Source organism: Streptomyces sp. 7N604 (assembly GCF_052245475.1).
Classification (GTDB): Bacteria; Actinomycetota; Actinomycetes; order Streptomycetales; family Streptomycetaceae; genus Streptomyces.
In genome coordinates, this window is sequence record NZ_JBQQBX010000008.1 from 157,786 (window position 1) to 172,228 (window position 14,443).

At 70.7% G+C, this 14,443-nt stretch carries 14 protein-coding genes; all 14 read right to left on the reverse strand.

The window, feature by feature from the left end:
- Positions 1–8 precede the first annotated feature (8 nt).
- A complete protein-coding gene (locus ACTWP8_RS11320) occupies positions 9–605 on the reverse strand; it encodes a dTDP-4-dehydrorhamnose 3,5-epimerase family protein (RefSeq protein WP_443321993.1) in 597 nt (198 codons plus the stop codon).
- Between the two features lie 3 nt (positions 606–608).
- A complete protein-coding gene (locus ACTWP8_RS11325) occupies positions 609–1,778 on the reverse strand; it encodes a DegT/DnrJ/EryC1/StrS family aminotransferase (protein WP_443321994.1) in 1,170 nt (389 codons plus the stop codon).
- A gap of 107 nt (positions 1,779–1,885) precedes the next feature.
- Positions 1,886–2,476, reverse strand: coding sequence for an NADPH-dependent FMN reductase (locus ACTWP8_RS11330; RefSeq protein WP_443321995.1), 591 nt, complete (start codon positions 2,474–2,476; stop codon positions 1,886–1,888).
- 36 nt (positions 2,477–2,512) lie between these two features.
- Entirely contained in the window at positions 2,513–3,787 is a 1,275-nt protein-coding gene (locus ACTWP8_RS11335) for an activator-dependent family glycosyltransferase (RefSeq protein WP_443321996.1), read from the reverse strand.
- Positions 3,784–4,683, reverse strand: a complete 900-nt coding sequence (locus ACTWP8_RS11340; protein ID WP_443321997.1) for an SCO6745 family protein — start codon at positions 4,681–4,683, stop codon at positions 3,784–3,786. Before ACTWP8_RS11340 ends, ACTWP8_RS11335 begins: the two co-directional genes overlap by 4 nt.
- A gap of 15 nt (positions 4,684–4,698) precedes the next feature.
- Complete coding sequence (locus ACTWP8_RS11345; protein ID WP_443321998.1) at positions 4,699–6,291, reverse strand: MFS transporter; 1,593 nt, start codon at positions 6,289–6,291, stop codon at positions 4,699–4,701.
- A 44-nt stretch (positions 6,292–6,335) separates the two neighbouring features.
- Positions 6,336–6,812, reverse strand: a complete 477-nt coding sequence (locus tag ACTWP8_RS11350; protein WP_443321999.1) for a nuclear transport factor 2 family protein — start codon at positions 6,810–6,812, stop codon at positions 6,336–6,338.
- A gap of 196 nt (positions 6,813–7,008) precedes the next feature.
- Positions 7,009–7,263: an acyl-CoA carboxylase epsilon subunit gene (locus ACTWP8_RS11355; RefSeq protein ID WP_443314287.1), complete on the reverse strand. Its 255-nt coding sequence runs from the start codon at positions 7,261–7,263 to the stop codon at positions 7,009–7,011.
- 14 nt (positions 7,264–7,277) lie between these two features.
- Complete coding sequence (locus ACTWP8_RS11360) at positions 7,278–8,825, reverse strand: acyl-CoA carboxylase subunit beta (protein WP_443322000.1); 1,548 nt, start codon at positions 8,823–8,825, stop codon at positions 7,278–7,280.
- A 35-nt stretch (positions 8,826–8,860) separates the two neighbouring features.
- Positions 8,861–9,673, reverse strand: a complete 813-nt coding sequence (locus ACTWP8_RS11365; RefSeq protein WP_443322001.1) for a 4'-phosphopantetheinyl transferase family protein — start codon at positions 9,671–9,673, stop codon at positions 8,861–8,863.
- Positions 9,670–10,056, reverse strand: coding sequence for an acyl carrier protein (locus tag ACTWP8_RS11370; RefSeq protein WP_443322002.1), 387 nt, complete (start codon positions 10,054–10,056; stop codon positions 9,670–9,672). Before ACTWP8_RS11370 ends, ACTWP8_RS11365 begins: the two co-directional genes overlap by 4 nt.
- 2 nt (positions 10,057–10,058) lie before the next feature.
- Positions 10,059–11,309 (reverse strand): MFS transporter, encoded by a 1,251-nt coding sequence (locus ACTWP8_RS11375; protein WP_443322003.1) that lies wholly within the window; start codon positions 11,307–11,309, stop codon positions 10,059–10,061.
- Positions 11,310–11,452: 143 nt separating this feature from the next.
- Positions 11,453–13,480, reverse strand: coding sequence for an SDR family oxidoreductase (locus ACTWP8_RS11380; protein WP_443322004.1), 2,028 nt, complete (start codon positions 13,478–13,480; stop codon positions 11,453–11,455).
- A 3-nt stretch (positions 13,481–13,483) separates the two neighbouring features.
- Positions 13,484–14,422: an aromatase/cyclase gene (locus tag ACTWP8_RS11385; protein ID WP_443322005.1), complete on the reverse strand. Its 939-nt coding sequence runs from the start codon at positions 14,420–14,422 to the stop codon at positions 13,484–13,486.
- Positions 14,423–14,443 lie beyond the last annotated feature (21 nt).

Below are 14,443 nucleotides of genomic sequence, written 5' to 3' on the forward strand. Positions count from 1 at the left end.
TTCTCTCCTCACAGCGGTACGGAGTGGGTGACGCCGTCGCCCTCCCAGCGGGCCAGGACTCCGGCCGACTTGGCCTCGGCCACAGTGGGGGCCCTCGCGTCCTTGTCGGACAGCAGCGGCGGCTCCGTGAATCCCCAGGGAAGTGCGAGATCGGGATCCAGTGGGTCGATGTCGATCTGGGTGCCGGGCACATAGGTGCTCGTCAGCACGTAACAGATGCAGGTGTCGTCGGTGAGCGTCAGAAATCCGTGTCCGACACCCTCGGGGACGTAGACGCCGCGCCCCGAGGCCGCGTCCAGCTCGTGGACGGCGTACTGTCCGAAGGCGGGGGATCCCACGCGCAGTTCGACGACGATGTCGCGCAGCGCTCCCCGGACGCAGGTGACGTACTTCGCCTGGCCCGGCGGGATGGCCACCCCGTGGATGCCGCGCAACGTGTTACGCCTTGAGGTGGAGTAGTTGATCTGGCGGGGGACGAAGGAGTGCCCGAGGACCTCCTCGAGGACATCGGCGCGCATTCCCTCGTAGAAGTTGCCACGCTGGTCGTGGAGTTGGTCCGGTGTGACGACGTATGCCCCGGGGACGGCCGTCTCCTCGATCCGCATGGCTCAGGCCCCGTCTCCGGGGGTGCGGCGGAAGGCGGACAGCCGGTTCTCGACGGACTTGCGTAGCTCGTCGACCACGGTCCGTACGTCCGCGTCGTCCAGCCCCTGGTGCAGCGGCAGCAGCAGCGTGGAGTCCGACGCCTCGTCGGTGCCGGGCAGCTCGCCCCCGTCCGCCCGGTAGACGGGGACCTTGTGCAGCGGCGGGTAGCGGAAGGTGGTGTAGATGCCGCGGTCCAGCAGGTCGGCGGCGACCTGGTCGCGGATGGCCGGGTCGAGCTGGATCCAGTAGAAGTAATGCGAGGCGGTGTGGCCGGGCGGCAGCGGCGCGGGCAGCGTGACGCCCTCGGCGCCGGCGAGGAGCCTGTCATAGCTCTCGGCGACCGCGCGCCGCCGGGCCACCGACTCCGGCAGCCGCCGCAGCTGGACACTGCCGATGGCCGCGGTGACGTCGTTGCCGATGATGCGCCGCCCGAAGTGCCGGACGTTCAGCTCCCACCAGCGGTGGGACACCTTCGCCGCAGCGAATCCGCTGGACTGCTCGAGCCCGTGGTAGGCCAACTGCCTTGCTCTGCAGGCCAGTTCGGGGTCGCGGACGTAGAGCGCCCCGCCATCCCCGGTGACCAGCACCTTCATCGAGTCGAAGCTCCAGACTGCGAGGTCGCCGAACGTACCGCAGGCAGTGCCGTCGGCGCTGGAGGCCACGGCGCAGGCGGCGTCCTCGATCAGGGTGACCCCGCGCGCCCGGCACAGTCGGGCGATGGCGGCGATGTCGCCCGGGTAGCCGCCGTAGTGCAGCACCAGCACCGCTTTGGTGCGCGGCGTCAGGGCGCGGTCGATGTGGTCGGCGGTCGGGTTGAGAGTGCGCGGGTCCACATCGCAGAACACCGGGCGCGCGCCGGTCGCGGCGACGGCGTTGGCGGCGGCGACGAAGCTCACCGACGGCAGCACCACGTCGTCGCCCGGCCCGAGCTCGAGCAGCTCGGTGGCGAGGAAGAGCCCCGCGGTGCAGGAGTTGATGAACAGCACCTGCTCGGGCTCGACCCCGATGTGCTCGGCGAACTCCGCTTCGAAGGCCTTGGTGCGCGGCCCGTGCCCCAGCCAGTTGCCGGCGAACACCTCCGCTACGGCCTGGAGTTCCTCATCGCCCAGACTGGGCTGGAATACGTTGATCATTGTGCGTCTCCCGAAGAAACGACAGGGCGGCGTGGCCTGACCACGCCGCCCTGTATGTCTGGCGTCCGGAGGTTGCGCCCGCCGCTGCTCGGCCGGACGCCGGGGCCTCAGCGCCGGTACGGAGTCCTCTCACGCGCCTCACGCAGCGCGTCCGCCCACCACACCAACTGGTCCAGGAGGGCCTTGGCCGCACCCTCACTGCCATCCGGCGACAGCCGCCCCTCCTCGCCGAACTTCTCCCAGGCGTTGTGGAAGCTCAGCACATCCCGGACAGTCATCGCGTGCACCTCCGCGAAGATCTGGCGCAGGTGCTCCGTGGCTCGCAGCCCGCCGCCCATGCCCCCGTAGGAGATCAGGCCGACGGGCTTGGCCACCCACTCGTCGAAGAACCAGTTGATGGCGTTGCTCAGTGCCGGAGACGTGGTGTGGTTGTACTCGGGCGTCACCACGGCGAAGGCGTCGGCCTCGGTCAGCTTCGCGGACAGCTGGTCGCGCACGGCCTTCGTCTCCGGTTGGGGGTCCCCACCGAAGGGCGGCATCTGCAGGGGAAGCGGGTGGTCGAGCAGGTCGATGACATCGACGGTGACGTCGCCGTGCTCCCGCGCCTGCCGGGCGAACCAGTGCGCGACCGTGGGGCCGAAGCGTCCGCCCCGTACGCTGCCGATCAGCACAGCGAGCTTGATGGGCTTGTCGGACACGATTTTTCCTCCAGTGGATGACGGGCAGCGCGAGGGCTACGAGCGGTGCTTCTCGGTCAGCTTCACCAGTTCCGGCACGAGTGCGTCCGGTCCCGGCACCGCGGACAGGTCCGCGTACAGGGCGTTCGCTCCCTCCGCGAAGGAGGGCTCGTCCACCAGCCGCAGGACCTGCTTCACCAGGTGGGGAACGGTGAGCCCGGCGCGCTCGGCGACGAGACCGGCGCCGAAGTCGGCGGCATAGCGGGCGTGGTCCACGAAGTCCCCGCCCTCCTTCGGGATGATCAGTTGGGGAACCCGCGCAAAGGCCGCGGCGACGAACGTGCCCGCACCGCCGTGGTGCACGATGGCGGAGCAGCTGGGCAGCAGCAGACTGAGCGGTAGGTAGTCGACGGTGCGCACGTTCTCCGGCACCGCGCCACGGTCGGCGAGCTGACGGCCGTCCACGGTGGCCACCATCTCGATGTCCAACGCTCCTACGGCGTCCAGCAGTTCGGCGACCGGTACGGCATCGTCGGCGAAGAACTTCCGTCCGCTCACGCCGAGGGTCAGGCACACCCGGGGCCGCGTGGGTCGCTCGTGGAGCCACCCCGGCAGCGCCGCCGCCCCGTTGTAGGGGACCCAGCGGACGGGCACGTGGTCGAGTTCGGTCGGCAGCCGCAGCCGCGGCGGCGTGGGGTCGACCGTCCACTGACCGACCAGCAGCTCTTCCGCGAATTCCTGTCCCAGGCGCTGCAGCGTTGGCTGCATCATCGCGGCCATCAGGTCCTCGCGGGGCTCGACGCCCGGCGCGTTCAGCCGCTCGACGAACCGCTCCCTCGCCCAGCCGAAGTGGTCAAGCCCCCACAGCAGCCTGGCGTGTGCGGCTCCGCACGCACGCGCCGCGAGGGGCGCGGGGAAGAAGAGCGGATCCCAGAGCACCAGATCCGGGCGCCAGGAGCGCGCGAAGTCCACCAGCGCGTCCACCATGGCCGGCTCGGACGACGCCGGCAGGCGGGCCGGGTAGTAGTGCGCGAAGGGGGCCATCAGGTAGTGGCGCAGGGCGGTGTACAGATTGCGGTCGGCGGGGTCGAGGGCGAGGGTGCCGACGATGCGTTCCAGCTCCGCGTTGTCCGCGGCGGACCGGACCGAGGAGGCCAAGTCGGCCTCGGGCCCCAGGGGCACGGCGGTCAGTCCAGCGCGGGTGGTCGCCTCGGCGATGTCCGGGTGCGATGCGATCCGCACCTCGTGCCCCGCGCTCTGCAGTGCCCAGGCGATCGGGACGATCGGGTACAGGTGCGCCGGGGCCGGCATGATCGTGAACAGGACCCTCACGGCGCCTCTCCCCTCGCGGTCTGCGCCCCACCGGTGAAGAACGGCAGCAGCGGGGCCGGGAAGACCCCGGTGGCCGCGGCCTGGTCGACCAGCTGCCCGACCAGCTGCGTCAGCCGTTCCACCCGCTGGGCACCCAGGGCGTCGTACGGATCGCGGTCGAGCCGGTCCGTGGTCACCTCCAGTTCATGGCGCATGCGGTGCCCGGCGGGCGTCAGCGCTCCGTCGGCGGCCATCAGGCCCTGGCGCCGCAGCCGCTGCTGGGCGGCGCTCCAGTCCCGCTCGGACCAGCCCCGCTTCGTCATCACCACGTCCTTGGGCATGCCGTCGCCGCTGGCGGTGTGCGAGACCAGTGCCTCCAGGCCGTCGAGCCCGGCCTCGCTGAGTGCGGTGACGTGACCGTCACCGCGGTGCTCGCGCAGCAGGGTGGCCGCGAACCACAGGGCGAGGTGCGGCTCATCGGGCACCGGCTGATCCGCGTGGGCGGAGTACAGTGGGCGTCCCTCCCGGCGGCATCCCTCGGTGGCTCGCAGGGCCAGCTCCGCCGCCTCGGTCACCAGCGGCCCGGCGACGACGTCACCGCCCAGCGCGTCACGCAGGGTCAGGTCGACAGCCCGCAGCCGGGCCGCCCACACGGTCTCCGGCGTAGCCGCCCGCCACACTCCCGGGATGTGCCGGGCCACGAGATCGTGCCGAAAGCTGTAGAACGCCGCCGTGACCGTCCCGGCCCCGACAGGCCCCAGGGCGGCGGCCCGGCCGGCCAGGTAGACGGCCATGGGGTCGTCGATGCCGTACGCGACGAGCTCTTTGTCGAGATGGGGGGTGAAGTAGACGGTCGAGTGCAGGGCGTTGAGTACGTCGTGGCAGCGGCGCACCGCGGCCAAGGACAACGTGGTCATGGGAGTGTGCCCCCGTCAGGTCGTGGCGCGTTGTGTGGATGTGGCCGGCTCGTCCGGCTCATCGGTCGGTTCACCCGGCTCCGCGGCCTTCCCCGTAGCTGGGACGTGGCGCAGCCGCGGCACCGCAACGGCTGCGAGAGCGACGGCGATGGCGCATCCGATGGCGGCCGTGGCGTGCAGCCCGCTGGTGAAGGCCGCCCGAGTCCCGGCCAGCAACTGCTCGGCGAGCCCCTCGGGCAGCGTCCTGGCCGCATTGACCGCACCGCCGAGCGTCTCCCTGGCCGCCTCGGCGGCCCGGGCCGGAACGCCCTCCGGTACTGCGTCGTTGGCCTGGGTCCCGTACACGGCTGTGCCGACGCTCCCGATGACGGCCAGTCCCATGGACAGACCGAACTCGCTGCCGGTCTCCGAGATCGCTGAGGCCGCTCCCGCACGCTCCGGAGGGGCCGAACCCACCATCATGTCCGTGGTCAGGGTCATCGTCGGCCCAAGGCCGACGGAGAGCACCACAAAGGCGCTGATAAGGAGCGTGAGCCCGGAGTCCGGAGTCACTTGCGTCATGGCGGCGAAGCCGACGGCCGACAGCAGCAAACCGATACCCATCACAGCGGCTGGACGGATCCTGCGGACGGCGGCGGGGGCCAGCATGGCGCCCACGATCCCGGCGGCGGTCGACGGCAGCGTCCACAGTCCGGCCTGCAGCGGGGACAGCCCCACCACCAGCTGAAGGTACTGGCCGATGAACAGCTGGGTCCCCGCCATCGCGAAGACGCCCAGGGTTTGCGTGGTCAGAGCCGTGGAGAAGGTGCGATCGGAGAACAGCCGCAGGTCGACGAGCGGGTCACGCAACGCGCGCTGCCGCCGCACAAAGACCACGCCGAGAGCGAGGCCGACGAGGAAGGCGGCTCCGGCAGACCAGTCCACGCCGTGCTCGGCCAGCTGCTTGATTCCGTAGACGCCCGGCAGCACGGCAGCCAGCGACAGCAGCACACTCACCAGATCCAGGCGTCCCGCCTCGGGAGCGCGGTACTCGGGCAGGAGAACGGGCCCCAGGAGCAGCAACAGCATCATCACGGGTACGCCCAGCAGGAAGGCCGAGCCCCACCAGAACCTCTCCAGCAAAGCGCCGCCGACGAGGGGGCCGATCGCTCCACCCACCATGAAGCTGGTCATCCAGGTGCCGATGGCAACACCGCGCTGGGCGGAGTCGGGGAACATGTGGCGGATCAGCGACAGGGTCGAGGGCATCAGGGTCGCGCCCGCGATGCCCAGCAGCCCGCGGGAGAGGATGAGCAACTCGGCGCTGGACGACAACGCGGCGAGCACCGACGCGACGGCGAAGGCGGTACCACCGGCCAGGAGCAGCCTGCGCCGACCGATCCGGTCCCCGAGCGCCCCCATCGTGATCAGCCACCCGGCGATCAGGAACCCGTAGACATCGAGGATCCAGAGCAGTTGGGTGCCGCTGGGGCGCAGGTCAGCGCTCAGTGCGGGCACCGCCAGGTGCAGCACCGTCAGATCCATGGAGACGAGCAGGGTTGGAAGGACCAGCACCGCCAGCCCGATCCACTCCCGCCGTCCGGCCAGGGGTGGAGCAGTGGTGTTCATGGAAGATCAACCCTCACGGTGTCGGGGGCCGCCCTGGGCCCCGGTCACGGCTTCGGTCCTGCGGACCAGGTCAGATGGAAGGCCCACCGCTGAAAGCGCCAGCCCTCAGCCGTGCGCACCGCCTCTCCCTCGTAGTGGCCGCCGATGTCGAACAGCGGTCCCTCACCCGGATGCACATGGGTGGCGAGCATGTGGAAGCGGACGCCGGCCCGGTCTCCGTCCAGACCGATGAGATAGTTCGAGGCGAGATGGTGCGTCCGGTCGAATTTCCTCTTCGCCTGGTAGTGAAATTCAGCCACTCCGTCCAAGCCTTCGTGATCACCGATCGGGAAGCTCAGCCGGACGTTCTCGGTAAAGATGGAGCGGGGCCAGGAATCGTCGAATCCCGCCTCGTCCTGCGTGTCCAGCAACACGACATAGCGATCAATCAAGGCTGCGATCTCGGAACGGTCGACGAGCTTCCGGATCTTCTCCTCAAGCAGAGCAGACCCGGTTCCGGAACCCACCGCGGTCGGCAACACGAATCCTCCCGTTCGGATTGCTGACTGCCCCGACGAGGGCAGAAATGACGGACTCGAAATTAATGCGCCCGATGCCATTGCCAGTCTCTTGGCACGACTCAGGACACCGCAATTCACTTAACGAAGACTTGTAGCTGCGGCCTTCCGCGAGGATCTCCTCGCAGTCGGAACGCTAGGAGCTCAACTCGGGTTGAGGTCAAGGAGCACGATCCCGTCCCCCGTCGCCCCGGCGCTGCCAGGTGCGCGGGCCGGTGAAGCCGGGCTCCCGCTCCGGGCGCGCCCAGTGGGCCACCGCACGCCGGGGGCGGGAGAGGTCGTCGGGGTCGGCTCCGACGGCGGCGGTACGGGCCAGGAGCACCGCGGTGAGCGCGGCGAGTTCGGTGGCGTTCGGATTGCCCTTGGCGATGCGGATGAGCTGGTGCTCTTCCGGCTCGGTCGCGTGCTGTGCCACGGCCACCTCCCCTGTCACTGCGGCGGGTTGCCGTGCTTGCGGTGCGGCAGCTCGGCATGCTTGGCGCGGAGCATCGCGAGCGAACGGATCAGCACCTCGCGCGTCTCGCCGGGGTCGATGACATCGTCGACCAGTCCGCGCTCTGCGGCGTAGTACGGGTGCATGAGCTCGGCCTTGTACTCCTTGATGCGCTGCTGGCGCACCGCCTCGGGGTCGTCAGCCGCGGCGATCTGCTTGCGGAAGATGACGTTCGCGGCACCCTCGGCGCCCATCACCGCGATCTCGTTCGTCGGCCAGGCCAGCGCGATGTCGGCGCCGATGGACCGCGAGTCCATCACGATGTAGGCGCCGCCGTACGCCTTGCGCAGCACCACCGAGATCCGCGGCACCGTCGCATTGCAGTACGCGTACAGCAGCTTCGCGCCACGCCGGATGATCCCTTCGTGCTCCTGATCGACTCCGGGCAGGAAGCCGGGCACGTCGACGAGGGTGACCAGGGGGATGTTGAACGCGTCGCAGAACTGCACGAAGCGCGCGGCCTTTTCACTGGATTTGATGTCCAGTACCCCGGCCATGGACAGCGGCTGGTTGGCGACGAAGCCCACCACCTGCCCGTCCAGCCTGGCCAGTGAGCAGACGATGTTGGCCGCCCAGGAGGCGCTGACTTCGAAGTGTTCTCCGTCGTCGGCGAGTTCCTCGATGACCTGGCGGATGTCGTACGGCCGGTTCCCGTCGAACGGCACCAGCTCCCGCAGCGCCTTGGTGGGACGGTCGGCCAGGTCGTCGGCCGGTACGGCGGGCGGGAGTTCGCGGTTGTTGGACGGCAGGAGGGACAGCAGGTAGCGGACCTCCTCCAGGCAGGTCTCCTCGTCGTCGTAGACGAAGTGGGCCACGCCGGAGGTGTCGGCGTGCACGTCGGCGCCGCCCAGCCCGTTGTGCGTGATGTCCTCGCCGGTGACCGCCTTGACCACGTCGGGCCCGGTGATGAACATCTGCGAGGTGTCGCGGACCATGAACACGAAGTCCGTCAGCGCGGGCGAGTACGCGGCCCCGCCCGCGCACGGACCCAGCATCACGCTGATCTGCGGGATGACCCCGGACGCCCTGGTGTTGCGGCGGAAGATCCCGCCGTATCCGGCGAGTGCCGTGACACCCTCCTGAATCCGCGCGCCCGCGCCGTCGTTCAGCGACACCAGCGGTGCCCCGGCGGCGATGGCCCGGTCCATCAGCTTGTGGATCTTGTCCGCGTGCGCCTCGCCGAGCGCACCGCCGAAGATCCGGAAGTCGTGCGCGTAGACGAAGACGGTCCGGCCGTCCACCGTGCCCCACCCGGTGACCACGCCGTCGGTGTAGGGCTTCTTGTTCTCCAGCCCGAAGCCGGTCGCCCGGTGCCGCCGCAGCGGCTCGATCTCTTGGAACGACCCCTTGTCCAGTAGCAGTTCGATCCGCTCACGGGCGGTGAGCTTGCTTTTGGCGTGCTGACGTTCGGTCGCCGCCGGGTCCGGGCCCTGCCGGGCCTCTTCCTTGATCGCGTTGAGTTCGTCCAGGTGCTCTTGCGTCATGCTCGGCACTCCCCTGTCTGGATCCTTCCGTCAGATCAGGCCGGCAAGCCGGCCTGCGTTGCGGGCGCCGGTGCGGTCCAGCGCGGCGACGCGATCGCGTCGATGACGGCCCCAGCGTCCTCGGCGTACAGGCAGTCGGCGGGCAGCCAGCGGATGGTGGTGGGCCAGGTCACGTCGCCGCGCACCGCGGCGGCGGCGACATGGATGGTGTGACTGGAGCCGCAGGGCACATTGCGCACGGTCCACTCCGGCGGGTAGGGCGGCGCCGCGGTGCCGCCCTCGCCGAGGTAGTCGGCCGTCAGGTCACGGCTGAGCCCGGTCCCGATGCCCTTGAGGTACGCCTCCTTGCGGGTCCACAGCCGCCCGAAGGCCGTCAGCCGGTCCGGCCGTGCGTGGCGTTGGAGCTCGGCCTGCTCGACCGGGTGCAGCGCCGGGCTGCACAGCTCGACGGTCTCCTCGCCCGGGAACTTCTCCACGTCCACCCCGACCGGCTCCGTAGCCACGCCGAAGAGCGCCAGCCCGTTGCTGTGCGACAGCGAGAAGTGCAGCGGGGCCGGACAGTCGGCCACGGCGGGCCGGCCGTGCGACGCACCGCAGCCGGGGCAGGGCTCGCGGGTGAAGCGCACCTCGCCCGGCGGGATCCGCAGATACGAGGCGAGCAACCGCCGCAGCGCGATGTGCGCCGACAGGTACAGCAGCCGGTCATGGGCACGGCAGAACGAATCCGCGCGCGCCATTTCCCGCTCGTCGAGGTCGGACACCACCAGCGGGTCGCCGGGCAGCTCCGTCCACGGCTGCCGCAGCATCCACAGGTCGAGCCGGCCCTTCGCCGGCCAGCCTGGGTTCATCGCAGACCGCCGACGGAGAGGGCGGCCTCCTCTCCGGGACCTCCCAGCGGATCCTCCATCAGCAGGGCGAGCTTGGCGGCCAGCTCGGCCACGCTCTCCGTCCGCAGCACCTGTAGCACGCCCACCTCGACGTCGAGCGCCAGCTCGAGCAGCCGTTTGAGCTGCAGTCCAATGATCGAGCCCACTCCCTGGGTGTGAAGCGGACGCCGGGCGTCGACCCGGTAGGCGGGCGGTATGTCCAGGACGCGGGTCAGCTCCTGGCAGATGAAGTCCTCGATGACCCGGATCCGCTCGTCGACGTCGGCGTTGCGCAGCGCCTCGAGGTCGGGGGCCGGGGTTCGGCCGTCGCGTGTGGTGGCGGCCCGTTGGCTCAGTGTCGTCATCGTCAAGGTCCCTTTCGTGTGCTGTGTGATGAGCGCAGTCCACTGACTGCGACGAGCAACCCGAGGCCGCCGACAGCGGTGATGAGCAGCAATGCCGGGCGCTCGCCGGGGAAGGTCTCGCGCACCGCCGCGACCAGGCACAGCATCAGCACCGCGCCCAGCTGCACCCCGGTCTGATAGAGCGGGACGGCCAGCGCCCGGTCCGCGGCGGACACACTCGCGGTGGCCTGCATGTTCAGCGCGGCGAAGGCGAGCACGAACCCGGCGCCGACCAGCAGCAGCGTCGGCAGCAGCCCCGTCGCGTAGCCGTCCTTGCCGAGCGGCACCAGCTGGAACCCGTAGCCAAGCGCCGGGGCGAGGGCGCCCAGGGCGATCAGCCGGGGCGCGCCGAACCGGGCCACCATCCGCCCGGCGAACAGCACGGAGACTGCCAGCGGCAGACAGGCGGGCAGAAAGGCCAGCGCGGTCTGCCAGGGCGTGAAGCCGTGCTCGTTCTGCAGCACGAAGGTGGTGAGCAGGAGCAGGCCCAGATAGGTGCCGTTGAGTGTGGCGGCCCCCAGTGCCGACCGGGTCAGAGGACCGTTGCACAGCAGCGCGGCCCTCAACAGCGGCGGTGCGGCGCGGCGCACGGCGGCGTCCTGGTCCTTGGCCTCCTCGGGAATGAGCCGGGCCGCGAAGGGCAGCAGCACCAGCGCCACCGGGGCGGGGAACAGAATGGTCCAGTGCCAGTCGGCCCCGGTCAGAACGCCGGAGAGCAGCAGTCCCGCGGTGAACCCGGCGGCGCCGAAGAGCGAGTAGACCGACACAGCCCGGCGCTGTTGTGGGCCCTCGGGGAAGGTGGTGCTGATGATGGCGAGACCGGTGGGGGCGGTCAGCGCCGCGCACACGCCCTTGACCACCCGGGTAGTGATCAGCAGGGCCGCGCTGTCGGTCAGGCCGCCGACGAGTGAGGCGGCGGCGAACACCAGCAGGGCCGCGAGGTAGACGCGGCGCCTGCCCCAGCGGGCCGTGACGCGCGGGCCGAGGAGCAGCAGCGCCGCGAAGCCCAGGGCGAAGCCGCTCATCACCCACTGCACGTCCCACAGGGAGAGCGCCAGGTCGTCGGCGATGGTGGGCAGTGCCACGAGCACCACCGACACCTCGAGCGCGTCAAGGAGCATGTTGCCGGCGAGCACGCAGAGCAGCACCCACAGTCTGGGGTGCGGCCCGGGCGCGATGTGCGGGGTGTGCGAGTGGGACAGCGTCCTTGTCATATCGGTGGCCACCGCCGTGTGCGCAGGTCGGGTGTGGTCGGGCGAGAGCGAGATGGGCCGGCCGCGGCGGTTGTACGGGGAGAACGCCGCGGCCGGCCCGCCGGCGCTCCGGCGGGGGATTCCGGGCGCCGGTGTCTGACCGCTTAGCCGCCGAGCAGCGTGCCGCCGCTGGCGTCCAGGTAGGAGCCAGTGATCCAGCGGGCGTCGTCGCCGGCCAGGAACGCCACCACGGCGGCCACGTCGTCGGTCTCCCCGACCCGGTTGAAGGCGGACAGCGCCGCCATCTGGGCCGCGGCCTCGGGGATGTCGAAGACCGGGGTGCCGTTGTTGGTGATGCCGGGTCCGACGCTGTTCACGGTGATGTTGCGGGGCCCGAGGTGCTTGGCGAAGTGGAGGGTGAGCTGGTCGATGGCTCCCTTGGTCATCGCGTACGCCACCTCCTGCGGGTTGGCGAAGCGGGTCAGCCCGGAGGAGATGTTGATGATCCGGCTGCCGTCGGGCATGTTGCCCAGGGCGCGCTGCAGGATGAAGAAGGGGGCTTTGGCGTTCACCGCGTAGAGCCGGTCGAACTGCTCTGGGGTGACGTCCTCCGGTGCCACGCCGCCCATCACCCCGGCATTGTTGACCAGGATGTGCAGGTCGGTGGCACCGGTGCGCTCTTTAAGGCCCTGTTCGAGCGCGAGGAACAACTCGTGGACGCCGCCGGTGATGCCCAGTTCGGCCTGGATGGCGAACGCCCGGCCCCCGTCCTTCTCGATCGAGGCAACGACCTCGTCGGCGGCCTCGCGGCTGCTCGAGCCGTGCACGGCGACCAGTGCGCCCTCCCGCGCCAGCCGCACCGCCGTCGCCCGGCCGATGCCCCGGGTGGAGCCCGTGACGAGCGCGGTCTTGCCGGTGAGCGTGCCCATGGTAGTCCTCCTGTGCGTGGTGGCGGTGGTGATGATGTGCTGCCGGGCGGGGGCGTGCGGCCGGGCTGGGTACGGGTTCTCGAGGCCGCTGATCATCGCGGCGAGGTGGCGTGGCACCGGGCCGAGCCGCAGCAGTTCGGCGAAGACGGCGCGCAGGGCGTCCACTTCGGGCCCGCCGAGCAGCAGCTGGGCCTGTGCCTCGATGTTGTTCAGCGCGCGCTGCCCGGCCGGGTGGCGGGTGGCGTGGTATCCGTCCAGCAGCGCCTCGTCAGGCCGGTCACCGAACTGTGCGGCGAGCCTCCGGCCGAGGTCGGCGGCGTCCTGCAGGCCGAGGTTGAGCGCCTGCCCGCCGACGGGCAGCTGAACGTGCGCGGCGTCCCCCGCCAGCAGCACCCGGCCGCGGCGGTACTCGGTGACCTGGCGGCGGGCATTGCCGAAGGCGTTGACCCACACCGGGGCACCGTGCCCGATGTCCTCACCGGTGACGCGCCACCAGGCCGCCGCCACCTCGGCGAAGTCCGGCTCTCCGGAGCGGTGCCGGGGCGTGCTGCCGTACTCGTGCACCATGACCCGGGTGGTACCGTCCGGGCCACGGGCGGCGATGGCCAGTCCGTGCGGGTGCCGCTCGAAGCGGCGGCCCGGGATGTCGATGTCCGCGACGTCCGCCCGCAACAGCTCCTTGGTGGCGTCCGCGCCGGGGAAGTCGAAGCCGGCCAGGCGCCGCACCGTGCTCTTCTCTCCGTCGCAGCCGACCACAAAGGCGGCGCGCAGCCGCAGCGGGACCCGGTCGGGCCCGACGGCCTCCACCTCGACGCAGCCGGGCCGCTCGGCCAGGCCGGTGACCCGGTGCCCGCGCCACACCTCGGCGCCCAGCGCCACGGCCCTCCGGTGCAGCACTGCCTCGATCCGGGTCTGCGGCGCCTTCCACTGCCCGGCGTGCGGGTGGGCGGGGTCGGCCACGGTGAGATCCAGCGGGATGCCGCCGAAGTGGCCCGTGCCGCCGGGCGGCGGTGGGCCCAGCTGGTCGAGCAGGCCGCGCTCGTCGAGCAGCTCCATGGTCCGGGCGTGCAGCGTCGAGGCCCTTGACTCGGTGGTCGGCTCGGCCAGTTGCTCCAGCACGGTCACCCGGGCCCCGCCGGTGCGCAGCTCGACACCGAGCAGCAGGCCGACGGGGCCGGCACCGACGACGATGACGTCGGCGTCGAGGTCCGTGTCAAGGTCGGCCTCCAGCGCGGCGCTTGATGTCGTGGGCTGCCTGGACATCGTTCAGCGCCGCGCTTCCGCGTATTCCTTGGCGTGGCCGAGGGTGGCCCGGCTGTTGGTGCCGAGCGCGTTGCGGATGAACGAACGCGCCTGGGCGACCCCCGCGTCGGGGCCGAGGATCCTGGTGATGTTCTCGGTGTTGAGTACGACCGTGTGCTGCGAGGTGGCGGTGGTGACGCCGTTGTCGTCCTCCGTCAGCTCCCAGTAGCCGGTGTGCAGCTTCATCAGGCCGGGCAGCGTGGTCTGCTTGTAGGCGATCTTGTGGTGCGGGAAGCAGACCCGCACCGACTCGGTGGTGTGCGACGAGCCGTCCTTGGTCAGGGTGTCCATGCGCAGCACCTGCAGCCCGGGGGTGTCCTCCCTCAGGTCCACGTGGGCGACGTGCGGCAGCCGCTGCTTCCACCGGTGGGCCTCATTGATGAAGTCGTACACGTCCTTGGCGGAGCCGTTGATCTCGACGCTGTCCTCGAAGGACAAGGTCAGCTCGGTCGCGCCGGTGGCGAGCTCGACGTTGGCCTTGAGCGAGGCGAGCTCGGAGCGGCTGTTGCGGTCGACGGCCTGGTCGATCCAGGCCAGCTTCTCGGGGTCGTCGCCGACGGCCCGGTAGTCGTGCAGCAGGCGTACCCGGGCGGAGCTCTCCCCGAGCGGCTCGATGATCCAGGTGCCGCCCATCGCCGCGACCGGCGGAGCGGGCACCTCCTGCCGGAAGGTGATGCGCAGCCGTTCGGGCTCCAGAGTGCGGCGGGAGGTCCAGTTCTTGGCCTCCCCGTTGGCGGTGGCCCAGATCCGGATCCGCTCCTCGAGCTCGCCACGCTCGACGTGGTCGACGTAGACGGACGGGGGGAAGATACGCGGCCAGTTCTCCACGTGGGCGATCAGCCGGTACACCTCGGTGGCCGGGGCTTCGATGGTGATGTCGTGCTCGACCTCACGCACGGTCATGTCTTCTCCTTGGCTTGGCGT

Coding starts and splice junctions, on each gene's coding strand:
- ACTWP8_RS11380 (WP_443322004.1), bottom strand. CDS start 13,480: ATGTCCAGGCAGCCCACGACATCAAGCGCCGCGCTGGAGGCCGACCTT.
- ACTWP8_RS11325 (WP_443321994.1), bottom strand. CDS start 1,778: ATGATCAACGTATTCCAGCCCAGTCTGGGCGATGAGGAACTCCAGGCC.
- ACTWP8_RS11340 (WP_443321997.1), bottom strand. CDS start 4,683: ATGACCACGTTGTCCTTGGCCGCGGTGCGCCGCTGCCACGACGTACTC.
- ACTWP8_RS11320 (WP_443321993.1), bottom strand. CDS start 605: ATGCGGATCGAGGAGACGGCCGTCCCCGGGGCATACGTCGTCACACCG.
- ACTWP8_RS11360 (WP_443322000.1), bottom strand. CDS start 8,825: ATGACGCAAGAGCACCTGGACGAACTCAACGCGATCAAGGAAGAGGCC.
- ACTWP8_RS11385 (WP_443322005.1), bottom strand. CDS start 14,422: ATGACCGTGCGTGAGGTCGAGCACGACATCACCATCGAAGCCCCGGCC.
- ACTWP8_RS11375 (WP_443322003.1), bottom strand. CDS start 11,309: ATGACAAGGACGCTGTCCCACTCGCACACCCCGCACATCGCGCCCGGG.
- ACTWP8_RS11345 (WP_443321998.1), bottom strand. CDS start 6,291: ATGAACACCACTGCTCCACCCCTGGCCGGACGGCGGGAGTGGATCGGG.
- ACTWP8_RS11365 (WP_443322001.1), bottom strand. CDS start 9,673: ATGAACCCAGGCTGGCCGGCGAAGGGCCGGCTCGACCTGTGGATGCTG.
- ACTWP8_RS11370 (WP_443322002.1), bottom strand. CDS start 10,056: ATGACGACACTGAGCCAACGGGCCGCCACCACACGCGACGGCCGAACC.